This is a genomic window from Curtobacterium sp. CFBP9011 (assembly GCF_034045095.1).
GTDB lineage: Bacteria > Actinomycetota > Actinomycetes > Actinomycetales > Microbacteriaceae > Curtobacterium.
Map to the genome: position 1 here is coordinate 82526 of NZ_JAXCWN010000009.1, position 16104 is coordinate 98629.

14 protein-coding genes are annotated in these 16104 nt (G+C 70.4%); 7 read left to right on the forward strand and 7 right to left on the reverse strand.

Features of this window, described 5'->3' with window-relative positions; genetic code table 11:
• Positions 1 to 100: 100 nt before the first annotated feature.
• The 6 genes from SOM35_RS15895 to SOM35_RS15920 all read right to left on the reverse strand — a co-directional run bounded on the left by SOM35_RS15895 (position 101) and on the right by SOM35_RS15920 (position 8946).
• Positions 101 to 1192: a substrate-binding domain-containing protein gene (locus SOM35_RS15895; RefSeq protein ID WP_221850403.1), complete on the reverse strand. Its 1092-nt coding sequence runs from the start codon at positions 1190 to 1192 to the stop codon at positions 101 to 103.
• A 109-nt stretch (positions 1193 to 1301) separates the two neighbouring features.
• Complete coding sequence (gene mmsB, locus SOM35_RS15900) at positions 1302 to 2594, reverse strand: multiple monosaccharide ABC transporter permease (RefSeq protein ID WP_320516129.1); 1293 nt, start codon at positions 2592 to 2594, stop codon at positions 1302 to 1304.
• Positions 2591 to 4114: a multiple monosaccharide ABC transporter ATP-binding protein gene (gene mmsA / locus SOM35_RS15905; RefSeq protein ID WP_320516137.1), complete on the reverse strand. Its 1524-nt coding sequence runs from the start codon at positions 4112 to 4114 to the stop codon at positions 2591 to 2593. Before mmsA ends, mmsB begins: the two co-directional genes overlap by 4 nt.
• Positions 4115 to 4508: 394 nt before the next feature.
• Positions 4509 to 5528 (reverse strand): LacI family DNA-binding transcriptional regulator, encoded by a 1020-nt coding sequence (locus SOM35_RS15910; RefSeq protein WP_111076008.1) that lies wholly within the window; start codon positions 5526 to 5528, stop codon positions 4509 to 4511.
• Positions 5529 to 5770: 242 nt separating this feature from the next.
• Positions 5771 to 7843, reverse strand: coding sequence for a DUF7507 domain-containing protein (locus tag SOM35_RS15915; protein ID WP_320516130.1), 2073 nt, complete (start codon positions 7841 to 7843; stop codon positions 5771 to 5773).
• Between the two features lie 53 nt (positions 7844 to 7896).
• Complete coding sequence (locus tag SOM35_RS15920) at positions 7897 to 8946, reverse strand: magnesium and cobalt transport protein CorA (protein ID WP_320516131.1); 1050 nt, start codon at positions 8944 to 8946, stop codon at positions 7897 to 7899.
• 351 nt (positions 8947 to 9297) lie between these two features.
• Between SOM35_RS15920 and SOM35_RS15925 the strand changes: the two genes are divergently transcribed.
• The gene (locus SOM35_RS15925) at positions 9298 to 9792 is read left to right on the forward strand and encodes a hypothetical protein (RefSeq protein WP_320516132.1); all 495 of its coding nucleotides are present in this window, start codon (positions 9298 to 9300) and stop codon (positions 9790 to 9792) included.
• Positions 9793 to 9928: 136 nt separating this feature from the next.
• Here SOM35_RS15925 and idi read toward each other — a convergent pair whose 3' ends face one another.
• Entirely contained in the window at positions 9929 to 10480 is a 552-nt protein-coding gene (idi, locus tag SOM35_RS15930) for an isopentenyl-diphosphate Delta-isomerase (RefSeq protein ID WP_111075835.1), read from the reverse strand.
• 21 nt (positions 10481 to 10501) lie between these two features.
• Between idi and SOM35_RS15935 the strand changes: the two genes are divergently transcribed.
• Genes SOM35_RS15935 through SOM35_RS15960 form a run of 6 tightly spaced genes read left to right on the forward strand, consistent with a single transcriptional unit; the run spans position 10502 to position 15860 of the window.
• Entirely contained in the window at positions 10502 to 11560 is a 1059-nt protein-coding gene (locus SOM35_RS15935) for a polyprenyl synthetase family protein (RefSeq protein WP_181439327.1), read from the forward strand.
• Entirely contained in the window at positions 11557 to 12480 is a 924-nt protein-coding gene (locus SOM35_RS15940; protein ID WP_320516133.1) for a phytoene/squalene synthase family protein, read from the forward strand. Before SOM35_RS15935 ends, SOM35_RS15940 begins: the two co-directional genes overlap by 4 nt.
• Positions 12477 to 14150, forward strand: coding sequence for a phytoene desaturase family protein (gene crtI / locus SOM35_RS15945; protein WP_320516134.1), 1674 nt, complete (start codon positions 12477 to 12479; stop codon positions 14148 to 14150). The genes SOM35_RS15940 and crtI overlap by 4 nt, the downstream gene beginning before the upstream one ends.
• Positions 14150 to 14524, forward strand: a complete 375-nt coding sequence (locus SOM35_RS15950) for a lycopene cyclase domain-containing protein (protein ID WP_301223721.1) — start codon at positions 14150 to 14152, stop codon at positions 14522 to 14524. Before crtI ends, SOM35_RS15950 begins: the two co-directional genes overlap by 1 nt.
• Positions 14521 to 14952, forward strand: a complete 432-nt coding sequence (locus SOM35_RS15955; protein ID WP_320516135.1) for a lycopene cyclase domain-containing protein — start codon at positions 14521 to 14523, stop codon at positions 14950 to 14952. The genes SOM35_RS15950 and SOM35_RS15955 overlap by 4 nt, the downstream gene beginning before the upstream one ends.
• Positions 14949 to 15860 carry a prenyltransferase gene (locus tag SOM35_RS15960; RefSeq protein ID WP_221850412.1) on the forward strand — a complete coding sequence of 304 codons (912 nt, stop codon included), beginning with the start codon at positions 14949 to 14951 and terminating at the stop codon, positions 15858 to 15860. Before SOM35_RS15955 ends, SOM35_RS15960 begins: the two co-directional genes overlap by 4 nt.
• The last annotated feature ends 244 nt before the right edge of the window (positions 15861 to 16104 follow it).

Below are 16104 nucleotides of genomic sequence, written 5' to 3' on the forward strand. Positions count from 1 at the left end.
CTCCAGACCGGTCACCACGCGGTCCCTTCCGCTCCCTGCCGGAACGACGGAAGGGCCCCGTCGCTGACGCGACGGGGCCCTTCTGCTGGGTCGGGGAGACTCAGCCCTTCTTGGCGAGTGCCTCGAGGGTGTCGTCGTTCGAGTACGCCTCGACGGCGTTGTCCTTGGTGACGAGGACCGGGGTCAGCTCGACGGTCGGGACGATCTTCTTGCCGTTGTCGTTGTTCTTGTCGCTCACGGTCTTCGGCTTCTTGCCGTCGGCCAGGTCGGACACCAGGTCGATCGCGGCCTGGGCCTCGTCGGTGGTGTTCTTGTAGATGGTCGAGTACTGCGTGCCCTGCATGATGAGCGGGATCGACGCGGTCTCGGAGTCCTGACCGGTGACGACGGGGTTGTCCTTGCCGGCGGCCTTGGTCGCGGTGAGGATCGCACGGGCGAGCGTGTCGTTCGGCGAGAGGACGCCGTCGAGCTCGGTGTCACCCGTGTAGTACTGCGCCAGGAGGTCGGTCATCTTGGCCTGGGCCTTCTGTGCCAGCCAGCCCTGCGTGGCGACCTTCTGGAACGAGGTCTGACCGGAGACGACCTTGATCGTGCCGTCGTCGATCTTCGGCTGCAGGACGTCCATCGCACCGTTGAAGAACACGGTGGCGTTGGCGTCATCCGGCGAACCGGCGAAGAGCTCGACGTTGTACGGCTTGTCGCCCTTCTTCTCCTCGAGGCCCTTGAGGAGCGCCTGCGCCTGGAGCTGGCCGACCTTGAAGTTGTTGAACGCGACGTAGTAGTCGACGTTCTCGGTGTTCAGGATGTTGCGGTCCCAGGCGATGACGGTCGCACCGGCGGCCTTGGCGGCCTTGACCTGCGAGCCGAGCTGCGAACCGTCGGCGGCACCGACGATGATCGCCTTCGCGCCCTTGGTGACCATGCCCGAGATCTGCGACTGCTGGTCCGGGACCGGGCTGCCGGCGTTGGCGTACTGGATGTCGGCCTTGAAGCCGGCCTTCTCGATCGACTTCTTGAACGCGGCGCCCGCGAGGACCCAGTTCTGCGAGGTCTTGGCGGGGAGGGCGACACCGATGAGGTCACCCTTCTTGATGGTCGAGCTCGAGCCCGAGTCGCCACGGGCCGAGCAGCCGCTGAGGGCGAGGCCCGCGATGAGCGCCAGGCTGACGCCGGCGACGATCTTCTTGCGCATGTGATTGCTTTCTCTTCGTTGAGGAGTTGGGGCCGGGGCCCCGCTGTGTGTGGATGGGTCGTACCGGGTGGAGCGGCGGTCGGTCACCCGACCGCCGCGGGCACCCGAGCTAGGGGAGGGTGGGGTTCTCGGGCTGGTCCGCGATCGAGCGCGGCTGCTGGGCACCGACGGTGTTCTGCTCGGTGTCCTTCCGCTGGAACTGCCGCATCATGCCGCCGATCAGCGACGGACGGCCCTGCGACTTCGAGTAGACGTCGAAGGCGACGGCGACGAGCAGGACCAGACCACGGATGATCTGCACCTTGTTCGACTCGAGTCCCATCAGCTGCAGACCGTTGGACAGCAGCGCCATCACGAGACCACCGATGATCGACCCGGAGACCGTGCCGACACCACCGGCCACCGCGGCACCACCGACGAACACGGCGGCGATCGCGTCGAGCTCCCAGCCGGTGCCGTCGGCGGGGCCGGAAGCACCCGAGTAGGCGACGAACACCATGCCGGCGATCGCGGCGAGGATCGACATGTTCATCATGACGAAGAAGTTGACCTTCTTCGCGGAGACGCCCGACAGGATCGCGGCGTTGGCGTTGCCACCGACGGCGTAGACCTGGCGACCGAAGATGGTGTTCTTCGTGACGAAGCCGTAGATGATGACGAGCACGCCGAGGATGATCGCGACGACCGGGACGGACGTGCCGACCGGACCGGCGGCGAACAGGTACGTGGCGAAGAGGGTGACGGCGACCAGGACACCGGTGCGGACGATCGAGACCCACAGCGGCGGGACCTCGGCCTGCATCTTCTTGCGGCGGGCACGGCCACGCGCCTCGATGATGATCAGGGCGAGCACGGTCGCGAGACCGATGATCAGCGTGCCGTTGCTGAAGCCGAAGTCCGGACCGAAGTCGCCGAGGAACCCGGCACCGATCGGGGTGTAGGCCTCCGGGACGGGGACCGACGTCGAGGCGCCGATGATCTGGTTCGCACCGCGGAAGATGAGCTGCCCGGCGAGCGTCACGATGAAGGCCGGGACCTTCACGAACGCCACCCAGAAGCCCTGCCAAGCACCGATCAGGGCGCCGATGACGAGGCCCAGGATGATCGCGGCCCACACCGGGAAGTGCCAGACCGACATGGACTGCGCCACGACGATGCCGACGACCGCCGCGACCGAACCGACCGACAGGTCGATGTGGCCGGCGATGATCACCATGACCATCCCGAGCGCCAGGATGAGGATGTACGAGTACTGCAGGAACAGGTTGATCACGTTCGTGGGCTCGAGGATGAGCCCCTGCGTGGTGATCGCGAAGAAGGCGAGCAGCACGATGAGCGCGATGATCATGCCGTACTGGCCGATGGAGTTGCCCTTGCCGAAGAGCAGCTTCAGGTTGTTCATGAGACGGGGGCGCCCTTCCGCGCGGACGTCATGCTGCGCATGAGCGTTTCTGGATCGGCCTGGTCGGCCGGGAGGTCAGCAGTGATCTGCCCCTCGAAGATGGTGTAGATGCGGTCGGAGAGACCGAGGAGCTCGGGGAGCTCGGACGAGATGAGGATGATGCCCTTCCCCTCGGCCGCGAGCTGCTGGATGATCCCGTAGATCTCGAACTTCGCGCCGACGTCGATGCCGCGGGTGGGCTCGTCGAGGATCAGCAGGTCGGGGTCGGTGAACATCCACTTCGACAGGACGACCTTCTGCTGGTTCCCGCCGGAGAGCTTGCCGACGTTGTCCTCGACGCTCGGCACCTTTGTGCGGAGGAGCTTCCGGTACTTCTCGGCGACCGAGTACTCCTCGAGGGAGTCGACGACGCCGCCCTTGGCGATCTTCTTGAGGTCCGCCGCGACGGTCGAGCGCTTCACGGTGTCGAGCAGGTTCAGGCCGAGGGCCTTGCGGTCCTCCGACACGTAACCGAGACCGTTGTTGATCGCCTGCTGGACGTTGGTGACCTTGATCTCCTGGCCGTCCTTGATGATCTGCCCGTCGAGCCAGGTGCCGTAGGAGCGACCGAACAGGCTCATCGCCAGCTCGGTGCGTCCGGCGCCCATCAGACCGGCGAAGCCGACGATCTCACCCTTGCGGACGTGGAAGTCCGAGCCCTTGCAGACCAGACGCGACGAGTCGATCGGGTGCTGCACGGTCCAGTTGCGGACCTCGAAGAAGACCTCGCCGATCTTCGGGGTGCGGTCCGGGAAGCGGGACTCGAGCGAGCGGCCGACCATGCCGCGGATGATGCGGTCCTCGTTGACGCCGTCCGCCTTGACGTTGAGCGTCTCGATGGCCTTGCCGTCTCGGATGATCGTGATCTCGTCCGCGATCTGCTCGATCTCGTTCAGCTTGTGGCTGATGATGATGCTCGAGATGCCCTTGGCCTTCAGCCCGACGATGAGGTCGAGCAGGTGCTGGGAGTCGTTCTCGTTCAGGGCGGCCGTCGGCTCGTCTAGGATGAGGAGCTTGACGTCCTTGTGCAGGGCCTTGGCGATCTCGACCAGCTGCTGCTTGCCGACGCCGATGTTCTTGATCTGCGTGTCCGGGTCGTCGGACAGGCCGACGCGGGCCAGCAGGTCCTGGGCACGGAGCTGCGCTGCGGTCCAGTCGATGCGACCGAAGCGGCCCGGCTCGTTGCCGAGGAACAGGTTCTCGGTGATCGAGAGTTCCGGGATCAGCGCCAGCTCCTGGTGGATGATGACGATGCCGGCCTGCTCGGACTGCTTGATGTTCGAGAAGCGGACCTCTTCGCCCTCGTAGACGATCTGGCCGTCGTAGGTGCCGTACGGGTAGACGCCCGACAGCACCTTCATCAGCGTGGACTTGCCAGCGCCGTTCTCGCCGCAGATCGCGTGGATCTCGCCGGCGCGGACACTCAGCGAGACGTCCGAGAGCGCCTTCACACCAGGGAACTCCTTGGTGATGGAACGCATCTCGAGGATCGTCTCGGGAGCGGTGATCGAACGGGTCTCGAGCCCGCTTGCGATCGGGTCGTGACCCTGTGGGGTTGACGCCACGGTGCATCTCCTTCTGCCGCTGCGATGCGGCAGTCCTTCGGTGGTTCAGCTACGGCATCCGAAGGGCACGAGGGTGCGTGCGGACTTCGTTGTCGCGTCCGGGTGATCCTCGTGTGACAGCCGATGTGAACGGTCACATCGAGGAACGGAGGCAATGTTACGCACACGCTCAGCAGGGCTGTCAATTCGGATCGGTCACGTTTCGGTGACGCTGCGGGCACTTTCCGCGCAGGGCGGAAGCGGTGCCCCTCGGGTTGGGGTCACGGCCCCGACGCACCCTGGACCGGCCCAGGCCCGGGCCCGCGGCGCTTCAGCGGCGTCGTGGAGCCGACGTGGAGCCGCGCACGACCAGCTGCGGGACGATGTCGATCGGCCGGAGCAGGTCGTCGCCGCTCGGCAGCAGGATGTCCACGCTGCGCCGTCCGAGCTCCGCGAAGTCGACCTGCACCGTCGTGAGCGGCGGCCAGAAGTGCTTCGCCTCGGGGATGTCGTCGTAGCCGACCACCGACAGGTCGCCGGGGACGTCGAGCCCGTACGACCGTGCCGCGTGCATCACACCGAGTGCCATCGCGTCGTTCGAGCAGAACACCGCCGTGCAGTCGCGCCACCGCAGCAGCTCCCGTCCGGCGTGGTAGCCGAAGTCGGCCGTCCAATCCCCGAGGATCGGCGGCTGCACCGGCATGTCCCGGTCCGACATCTCGCGGAGGAACCCCTGCATCCGGGCGTCCGCCTCGATCCAGTCCTGTGGCCCCGCGATGTGCCGGACGTACTCGTGGCCCAGGTCCAGCAGGTGCGCGGTCGCCAGCCGGGCGCCCTCCATCTGGTCCACCCAGAGCGCGGTCGGGTCCTCGTTGATGCTCGAGCGCAGCGTGACGTACGGGGTCCGGACTCCGAGCTCCTCGATGATGTCGAACACGCGCTGCTGCGGGGCTATCACGATGATGCCCTCGACGTCCTGGTCGAGCAGGTGCCCGAGCCCGTCGCGCACCGCTCCGTCCGTCGGCACCGCGATGTTCGCCGTCGTCACCGAGTACCCGCGCAACACCGCGGCGTCCTCGATCGCCTGCAGGGTCACGGTCGGTCCGTAGTGCGACCGCTGCGCCGTCAGCACACCGATCGTCCGGGTCTTGCTCGTCACCAGCGCACGTGCGGCCCGGTTCGGCCGGTACTGCAGTTCCTCCATCGCCGCGAGGACGCGGTCACGCGTCTCGGCCCGGATCGCGTCCGAGTTGTTGAGGACTCGGGAGACGGTCTGGTGCGAGACGCCCGCGACCCGCGCGACGTCACGGATGCTGGGGGACCGCGGCTGCTCTGCCCGCGTGGTCGCCATCGTTGCTCTCTCCCGCTCGGGGCCGCGGCACGCCCATGTGCACGTTCACATCCCGAGCCAGATCATTATGCACGCCTCCGGGGTCGGTGCCACTGCACGAGCAGCGGCGAGCAGGTTGCTCATCGGGCACGGTCGGCCTGCCGCTGGCGCGCCGACCCGGCAACGACGGACGGGAGGCCCGTGGCGGTGTCGCCACGGGCCTCCCGTCCGTCGTCCGGGCGCGTCGGCCCCGGATCCGTGCGTCAGCTCCCGCTGGCACCCCGCTGCGCGCGCGTGTCCCGACGGCACCGGAGCAGGACGAGTCCGGCGAGGAGCGCCACGACGCCGGCGGTGCCGAGTCCGGCGAGACCGACTGCCGGTCCGGTGAAGGCGAGCGAGCCGCCGGGTCGACCGGCGTCCATGCCGCTGCCGGCATGGGTACCGGTTCCGACTCCCGGCGAGGTCCCGGCGATCGGCGTCGGTGTCGTGGTCGGGGGAGCGGTGGGGTCGGCCGTCGGGCCCGGTGACGGCGTGGGATCGGGCGTCGGGGCCGGAGTCGGGACCGGGGCCGCTGCGGCCGGGACCACCACGTCCACCGAGTCCGACACCGGGTCAGCGGCACCGAGGCTCCCCGCGGGGGTGGCGACCACCGTGACCGGGACGGTCGCCGGCTCGTCCGACAGGGGCACGACGACGGTCGTCTCCTCGGTGGTACCCGGCGCGACGTCCGGTACGGCGACGGGGTCGGAGTCCGGGATGCTGACCTCGACGTCGGTGAGCGGGGCGGTGCCGGGGTTCGTGACCTCGACCGCGACCTCCAGGCCGGCTGGCGTGACGCCCTCCGGAGTCGGCTCACCGGGGGTGGCGACGACGGCGACCTCGGCACGTTCGGTCGCGACCGTCGCCGTGGCGGGGTCCGAGCGGACGGTCGACGTCGTCCCCGTCACCGCGGCGGTCGCGCTGGCGGTGTCCGTCAGCGAGCCGGCGTCGACGTCCGCAGCGGTGACCGTGGTGGGCACGTCCGTGCGGCAGGTGGTGGTCGCACCGACGGCGAGGACGGTCGCGTCGCACGTCACCGTGCCGCCGCTGGGGTCGTCGACGGCCACCGCGGACAGCGGGACCCGCCCGGTGTTCCGCGCGTCGAAGGTCCACGTGACCCGGTCGCCGGCGTCGACGAGCCGGTCACCGTCGACGTCCGTCACGTCCGCGCGCTTGGTGAGCGTGATCCCCGCGGGCAGTGCGGTGTTCGTCACGGTGCAGGCGATCGCGTCACCCACACCGACCGGGATGTCGGTGCTGGTGCCGACGCCGGTCCCGCTCGGCAGGTCCGTCGCGGCGGCGCCGTTCCGGGTGCAGGCCCACGAGGGGTCGCCGTAGCGGGAGGGATCGGTGCCGCCCGAGGGCTGCTCGGAGAACGTCAGCGGGTTGCCGTCCGCGGTGACCAGGATCGTGACGTCCCCGGTCGTGGCGGTCGTGCCTCCCGCGGTGTCGGCACTCGCGACCGTCCGACCGGCGGCGTCGGTCACGCCGACCGTGAACGCGTCACCGCCGAAGCCACCGACGACCTGCTTGGTGATCGAGACGCGGGAGACGAGGACACCGAAGGCCACGCCCTCCCGACCGCCGCGGCTCACCATGGTCTGGCTGAAGGTCGTGGGCTCGCGGGTCGCGACGATCGCGGTGCCGGTGGGGTTGCTGCCCGTGCCCCTGCACGTGACGGTGGTGGTGCCGATGCCGGTGTAGCCGCGTCCGCATGCGGTCCCGCGCTCGTCTGTGCCGTCCGGACGCACGGTCAACGACGTGAACGGCGAGCTGGAGGTCCAGGTGATGCTCTCGCCGCTCGCGGTCTCCTCGGCATCGGCACCGACGAGCGACCAGCCGGTGACGCGGGCACCGGAGGCGTCGGTCACCCGGACGTCGCTGAGGGTCGCGGTCGAGGTGGTGCCGCTCGCCTGCTGGTTGAGCGCTGGTCGGACCGCGGGGTCGATGCCGGTGTAGTGCCCGCCGTTGCCCAGCCAGGAGCCGACGTAGGTGGGCAGTGCGACGGCGGCGATCGGGCCTCCCGAGACGGTCACGGTCGCCTGCAGCCGGTAGCCGCCGGGGAGCTCGAGGGCGAGCGGCTGCCCGGCGCTCGTGGCGGCGACGGCCGGGTCGAGTGCGGACAGGTCGAGCCAGCACAGCGTGTCCGCGTACGTGCCCGTCCCGCTGTCGGCGTAGTCGCACCCGGGGGCGGCCGGTGCGGCAGTGGCCGGGGCGGCGGCCAGGCCGGCTCCCGTGCCGAGGGCCAGCACGCCGGCGATCAGGGCGGCGGCGGTACGGAGTCGTGTGATCCTCACGGAAGCGACCGTACTGACGGTGGACCGCTCTGTCCGCCCTGTCCGGTTCACGCCTACAGCCAGTTGCGCTTCCGGAAGACGACCCAGAGCACCCCCGCCAGCGCGAGCATCGCCAGGAGTGCCACCGGGTACCCGTACCGCCAGTGCAGCTCCGGCATGTGGTCGAAGTTCATGCCGTAGACGCCCGCGATCAGCCCGGGTGCGAACAGGATCGCCGCCCAGGACGAGATCTTCTTCACCTCTTCGCCCTGCTGGTGGGCCGCCCGTGCCAGCTGCCGGCTCTCCTCGCCCTGCGCCAGGCTCGCGCTCGTCATCCGACGCATCGCCTCGTTCTGCTCCTGCGACACCAGGGTCGCGTGCAGCGTCAGGGCGTTCTCGAGCAGGGCCCGGAACGAGTCGACCCGCTCGGTGACCCGCAGGGCGTGGTCGAGCACGTTCCGCAGCCGGTGCTGGACGTCGTCGTCCACGCCGTACTTCTCGGCACCGCGGAGGAGTCCGCGGACCATCGCGGGCACCGGCTTCGTGGCGCGCTGGAAGGCCAGGACCTCGCTGAGCAGCTGGTAGATCCGCTTCGACACCCCGGGGTCGACCTGGCCGGCGAAGAGCTGGTCCTCGATCTCGTCGATCTCGTCCTGCAGGACCTCGACGACGGGCGCGTAGCCGTCGACGACCTCGTCGAGCACCGCCGCGGTGACCGCCTCGGACCCCTTCGCCAGGAACTCCGGGTCGGCTTCGCACCGGGCGCGGAGCGACGCCAGGTCGGGGCGTTCGGCGTGCCGGACGCTCACCACGAAGCGGGCGCCGACGAACAGGTGCACCTCGCCGAACTCGACCGTGCCGGTGTCCGGCCGGTACCAGGCCGGCCGGAGCACCACGAAGAGGGTGGCGCCGTACCGCTCGAGCTTGGCGCGCTGGTGCCCCTTCTGGGCGTCCTCGACGGCGTTCTCGTGCAGTCCGAACTCGTCCGCGACGGCCGCGAGCTCGTGCGGGTCCGGGCGGAGCAGCCCGATCCACGACAGGTCGCCACTGGTTCCGAGCGCCAGACTCCGCTGCGACGCCACACGTCGGCCGTCGACGTACACCGCGTTGTCGATGAGTGCCATGCTCTGCTCCCTCGGTCGGGAGGGCGAGCGGGCGCGACGCCGGCCGGGACGGACCCCGGCGGCAGGGAGATCAGGACACGGGCTCGGCGATGACCACGAGGGACGGCCGGCCCGTGTGGTGATGGTCACCCGACATCGCGCCTCACCTGCCCTTCGTCAGTCCGTGGCCGTGCGCTGCGCAGGGCCGTCGTCGACCGTACTCCGGTCGGCGAGTGGCGTCGAGCGGCCCCGGTGACGCCGAGGTGGACCGGGAGTGAACAGCTCTGGCCCACCCCCTTGTGCCGTGCTGGTGTTCCTGATCTGATGTTCTGGATGGCGGTCCGCCATCGACCCCAGAACGAAGGAGATCTGATGTCCGCAACCAGCTCGACGACCACCACCCGCCGCCGCTCGGCCGCTGCCGTCCTGGCCACCGCGCTCGTCGTCGGCGGACTCGCCGCGGCCACCGTCGCCGGACCCGCCACCGCCGCCACCGCCGCCGACCGGGGTGCTCCGGCATCCGACGCCGCCACCACCGCCACCGGCGAGCTCTTCGCCAGCTGCCAGTACGGCAACGTCCGCGGGACCTGGGAGCGCTCGGGGACCACCTTCACGGCCCACGTCACCCAGTACGGACTGCAGCCGAACGACTCCGCGGTCGGCTCGCGCACCGGGGCGATCGCCGTGACGCTCAACGGCGGGACACCGGTGGTGCGCACGGATCTCCTGACCGACCGCAACTCGCACGCGATCGACCTCCGTGCCACGACGCAGGTCCCGACCAGTCAGGCGGTCGAGGCGGAGTTCACGATCCGGGCCTCGGGCTTCCCCTCGTACCCGTCGTGCACGGTCACCAAGTGGTACTGACACGCCCGGAGCGACGTCCGAGCGCTTCCGTCAGGATCTGACGCAGACGACCCGTCGGGCAGCAGGCACCCGCCTGGTGTCCGACGGGTCGGTCGGGACTCGGTCGGGACTCGGTCGGGACTCGGTCAGGACTCGGTCAGCGCTGGACGCGCTCGGCGCCGAGGGCGTCGAGCGGCAGTTCCGCGAGCTGCCACCCGAGCCACGGGCTGAACGCGAAGGGCGCGGCGGTCACGGCCTGGCGCAGGTCCTGCTCCGACAGCCACACCCACTCGGACACCTCGTCGTCGGCGGGCTTCGGGTCGGCATCGGCCACGGCGCGGAATACCGGGCAGACCTCGTTCTCGACGATGCCCGAGGCGTCCACCGCGCGGTAGCGGAAGTCCGGCAGCACCAGGTCGACACTGTGCAGGGTCATGCCGAGCTCGCGTTCGGCGCGCCGGGCGATCGCGTCCTCGAAGGACTCGTCCGGGCCGGGGTGCCCGCAGAAGGAGTTCGTCCACACGCCGGGCCACGTCTTCTTCACGAGGGCGCGACGGGTCACGAGGAGGTCGCCGGCTGCGTTCTGCACGTGGCAGCTGAAGGCGAGGTGGAGGGGCGTCTGGTCTGTGTGCACCGTGAACTTGTCCGCCGTACCGATCGGGGTACGGTCATCGGCCAACAGGACAACGGTTTCCGGGAAAAGGCTCATCTGCCTCGATAGATTAGGCCAATGACCGAGGAAGCGGCCACCGTGGCGCACATCGACCTCGCGCTGGTGGATGAGTGCCTCGAGCGCTTCTTCACGGTGTCGAGCGCCCGGGCCCAGGCCTTCGGCCGACCGTCCGAAGAACTCTGGCGCGTGCTGCGCAAGGCGAGCATGGGCGGCAAGCGCTTCCGACCGCGCATGGTCCTCACCTCGTACACCGCCCTCGGCGGCCAGGACGTGCACGCCGCGTCGCAGGTCGCCGCCGCATACGAGCTGCTGCACACCGCCCTCGTCGTGCACGACGACGTCATCGACCGCGACTGGTCCCGCCGCGGCCGCCCGAACGTCGCCGGCGCGTTCCGCGACAACGCCACGACCGGTGGCCTGCCGCTCCCGACCGCCGAGCACCGGGGCACCAGCGCCGCCGTGATCGCCGGGGACCTGGCGCTCGCCGCCGCCCCGCGCTTCATCGAGGCCAGCGGCGTCACCGGCGACCGTCGTTCCCGACTGCTCGACCTGTTCGACGACGCCGTCTTCGCCAGTGCCGCGGGCGAGATGGCCGACGTCGACCTCGCCCTCGGCGTGATGCCCACCGTCGCCGAGGTCCTGCAGATGGAACGGGCGAAGACGAGTGTCTACAGCTTCGAGGCGCCGCTGCAGTCCGGCGCGGTCCTGGCCGGTGCGCCGGAGCCCGTCGTCGCGGCGCTCGGGGCCTTCGGCCGTGAGATCGGCATCGCCTACCAGATCGTCGACGACCTGCTCGGGGTCTTCGGGAACGAGGGCTCGACCGGCAAGACCGCGATCGGCGACCTCCGCGAGGGCAAGCGCACCATGCTCATCGCCTACGCGGCGACCACCGACTGCTGGCCGGACCTGGCGCCCTACCTCGGCGACCCGGACCTGACCGAGGAACGTGCTGCGGGCCTCCGCGCCCTGCTCGTCGAGTGCGGTGCGCGTGACGCTGCCCTCGACCACATCCGAGAGCACACGGCCCTGGCCCGCGCCGAACTCGCCGGCCTGCCGTACGAGCTCGGCTCCCGCCTCGAGGGCCTCGTCACCGAACTCGTGGAGCGCGTCCGGTGACCTCGAGCACCACCGGTCGTCGCCTCCCGCTCTACGACGCCACCGCCGAGGCTGCCTCGAGCGTCGTCATCAGCCGCTACTCGACGTCCTTCGGGCTCGCCAGTCGCCTGCTCACGAAGGACACCCGCGAGCACATCCGGAACGTCTACGCCCTGGTCCGGGTCGCGGACGAGGTCGTCGACGGCCCCGCCACCGAGGCCGGCCTCGACCCGGAGCTCGCCCGGACCGTGCTCGACGAGCTCGAGCAGGACACCGAGCGGGCGATGACGTTCGGCTTCTCGGTGAACCCGGTCGTGCACGCGTTCGCCCGGACCGCCCGGACCGTCGGGTTCGGCAGCGAGCTGACGGCACCGTTCTTCGCCTCGATGCGGATGGACCTCGAGCAGACGGAACACGACCAGGCCTCGTTCGACGCGTACGTGTACGGCTCCGCCGAAGTCGTCGGGCTGATGTGCCTGCGCGCGTTCGTGTACCGCGCCGGCCGCCCCACCTTCGACGACGCGGTGCTGGTCGACGGTGCCCGTGCCCTCGGCGCCGCGTTCCAGAAGGTCAACTTCCTGCGCGACCTGCACGCCGACTTCGAGGTGCTCGGTCGCTCGTACTTCCCGGGCGTCGACGTCCGCAGCTTCGACGAGGCCACGAAGGACCGGCTCGTCGCCGACGTCCAGTCCGACCTCGACCGGGCCGCCGTCACCGTCCCGCTGCTGCCGAAGGACGCCCGGCCCGCGGTCGCCCTCGCGCACGCCCTGTTCCAGGAGCTCAACGACCGGATCGCCGACACCCCGGCGGACCGTCTGGTCACCTCCCGGGTACGGGTCCCGAACCCCGTGAAGGCGCGGCTCGCCGCGCGTGTCCTCAGCCGTCGCGGCACCCTGCCCGCGCGCACCGTCACCACCCCACAGACTGGAGGCTCGTCATGAGCCCGACCCACGCCTCCCGTCCGACCGACGCACCGACCACTGCCGCCGCGGCAGCAGCACCGGCCACCGGGCGGGCCGTGCCGGTCCGCCGCGCCGTCGTCATCGGCGGCGGCATCAGCGGCCTCGCGGCCGCCGCCCTGCTCGCCCGAGACGGCTTCGCCGTCACCGTCCTCGAGCAGCGCACCCAGCTCGGCGGCCGGGCCGGCACCTGGGAACAGGACGGCTTCCGGTTCGACACCGGGCCGAGCTGGTACCTGATGCCCGAGGTGTTCGACCACTTCTTCCAGCTGCTCGGCACCAGTGCTGACGAGCAGCTCGACCTCGACGTCCTCGACCCCGGGTACCGCGTGTACACCGAGGGCCGGGACGAGCCGATCGACCTGCGGTCCTCGCGCGAGGCGAACATCGCCCTGTTCGAGTCGATCGAACCCGGGGCCGGCGCGAAGATGGCGAAGTACCTCGACTCCGCCGCCGACACGTACGACATGGCGGTCCGTCGGTTCCTGTACGGCACGTTCCAGGACCTCACGAAGCTCGCCGCCCCCGACGTCCTCAAGCGGGTGGGCAAGCTCGCCCGTCTGCTGCTCCAGCCGCTGTCCTCGTTCGCGTCGACCGCGGTGAAGGACCACCGACTGTGGCAGATCCTCGGCTACCCGGCGGTCTTCCTCGGCACCAGCCCGTACCAGGCGCCGAGCATGTACCACCTGATGAGCCACCTCGACCTGGCCGACGGGGTGCTGTACCCGAAGGGCGGGATCACGCAGGTGATCGCCGCCGTCGAGCGCGTCGCCGAGGCCGAGGGCGCCGTCATCAGCACCGGTGCCACCGTCACCCGGATCGTCGTCGAGGACGGGCACGCCACCGGTGTCGCCTACCGTGACGAAGCGGGGGACGAGCACGTCGTCGACGCCGACCTGGTCGTGAGCGCCGCCGACCTGCGGCACACCGAGATGGAGCTCCTCGAGCAGGAACACCGCACCCACGACGCCTCGCACTGGGCCAAGCGTGACCCGGGCCCCTCCGCGGTGCTCGTGTACCTCGGCGTCGACGGGCCGGTCCCCGGACTGCTGCACCACACGCTGGTGTTCACCGAGGACTGGAAGGAGAACTTCGGCGCCATCTTCGGCAAGGACCGGCACGTGCCGGACCCGGCGTCGATCTACGTCTGCGCGCCCTCCCTGACCGACGACTCGGTCGCACCCGACGGGCAGAGCAACCTGTTCGTCCTCGTGCCGCTGCCCGCCGACGTCTCGATCGGCAAGGGCGGCATCGACGGAGCCGGTGACGCCCAGGTCGAGGCGATCGCCGACCGCGCCATCGACGTGATCGCCGAGCGTTCGGGTGTGCCGGACCTCCGCGACCGGATCCGCGTCCGCCGCACGATCGGCCCGCAGGACTTCGCCGACGACCTCAACGCCTGGAACGGCTCGATGCTCGGCCCGGCCCACACCCTGGCGCAGAGTGCGTTCTTCCGTGAGAAGAACGCCTCCACCAAGGTCGACGGGCTCTACTACGTCGGCGCCTCGACGATCCCGGGCATCGGTCTGCCGATGTGCCTGATCAGCGCCGAGGTCCTCATCAAGAGGATCCACGGCGACACCTCGACCGAGCCGCTGCCGACCCCGCTGCCGCGGTCCGTCGACGCGCCGCCGGTACGGACGACGGGCTGATGCCGGGGCTGTACCTCGTCGGACTCCTCATCGCGATCGCCGGCATCGCGGTGCTCGACGCCCGGTACCGGCTGTTCTTCTGGCATGCCCCGGTGCGCGCAGCCGTGGTGATGGTCATCGGGCTCGTGTTCTTCCTGGTCTGGGACGTCGTCGGCGTGCACCTCGGCATCTTCTTCATCGGCACGAACGGGCTGCTCACCGGGGTACTGCTGGCGCCGGACGTGCCGCTCGAGGAGCTGTTCTTCCTGGTGTTGCTCTGCTGGACGACGATGGACCTGTTCGGTGCCGTCCGGCCGGTGGTCGAGCGGCTGCGTGCCCGTTCTGTCGACGGGCCGGAGCAGAACGAGCCGGAGCACCACGAGGGCCGGGCATGACCGGCTCGGGCACCTACGCACTGCTCGCGGTGCCGTTCCTCGGGGCCGCCGTGCTCGTCGCGGTCCTGGCCGGCGTCGTGTCCGCGCGGCGACGACGAGGCGATCGCCCCGGTGCCCGTGCCGGTGCGCGAGGTCCCCGGTCCGCCGTCCTCGCCGGGGTCGTCGCCGGCGTCGCGCTGCTCGTGATGACCGGCGTGTTCAACAACGTGATCGTCGGACTCGGCATCGTCGCCTACGACCCGGCACTCGTCCTCGGCGCGCGCGTCGGGCTGTTCCCGGTCGAGGACCTGGCGTACTCGATCGGGGCGGTCCTGCTGCTGCCGAGCTGCTGGGTGCTGCTGGAGCGTCCGGGTCCGCGACCGTCTTCGCGACCGGTACGGTCGGATCGCCGGACCGAGCCGTCCCGCAGACCGGAGGAGACCCCATGACCGTGAGCCGCGCCTCCAGGCCGTCGACCCTCCGTGCGCTGTTCGTGTCCTCGCGCCCCATCAGCTGGGTGAACACGGCCTACCCGTTCGCCGCCGCGTACCTGCTCGGCAGCGGGGTCGGCGTCGCCGGGGGCGGCGGGTTCTCGCTGACCGCGTTCCTCGTCGGGGTCGTGTACTTCCTCGTGCCCTACAACCTGGCGATGTACGGCATCAACGACGTCTTCGACTACGAGTCCGACCTGCGCAACCCGCGCAAGGGCGGCGTCGAGGGTGCCCTGCTCGACAAGAGCGTGCACCGCGCGACCCTCTGGGCCGTGGTCGTCACCAACGTGCCGTTCCTGCTGGTGCTCGTGCTGCTCGGAGGGCCGTGGTCGTGGCTCGCCCTGGCGGTCAGCGTGTTCGCCGTCATCGCGTACTCGGCGCCGGGGCTCCGCTTCAAGGAGAAGCCGTTCCTCGACTCGATCACCTCGTCGACGCACTTCGTGTCCCCGGCCCTCTACGGGCTCGCGCTCGCCGGCGGGCAGTGGACCGGGCAGCTCGTCGCCGTCTGCATCGCGTTCTTCGTGTGGGGGATCGCCTCGCACGCGTTCGGTGCCGTGCAGGACGTGCTCGCCGACCGGGCCGGGGGGATCGGGTCCGTGGCGACCGTCATCGGTGCCCGCGCGACCGTCCGGCTGGCGTTCGTGGCGTACCTGGTCGCCGGGGTCGCCCTGCTGTTCTCGGCGTTCCCGGGGCCGATCGCGGCGGTCGTCGTCGTGCCGTACGCGCTCAACGTGCTGCCGTGGTGGAACCTCACCGACGCCGGTGCCGAGGCGGCGAACGCGGGGTGGAAGCGGTTCCTCTGGATCAACTACCTGGCGGGCTTCATCGTGACGATGGCCCTGATCGGCTTCGCCTTCACGCACTGACGCGCCTGCCGGGCGCCCGGTCGGCACCCGGCGCCGGCGGTCCCGGCGCGCGCGGGCCCCGTCGCGCGCCGCCCCGCTCACTTCCGCCGAGCGGTCACGACACCCCGCTCACCTGTCGGCGCGACGGGGTGTCGTGACCACTCGGCGTGCTGCAGTCGGGCGCGCCCGGCGAGCGGGACACCGAGCCGCCTGGCGCGGCCAGCGCCCGGCCCCAGCGCCCGGCCCCCAGCGCCCGGCACCCCAC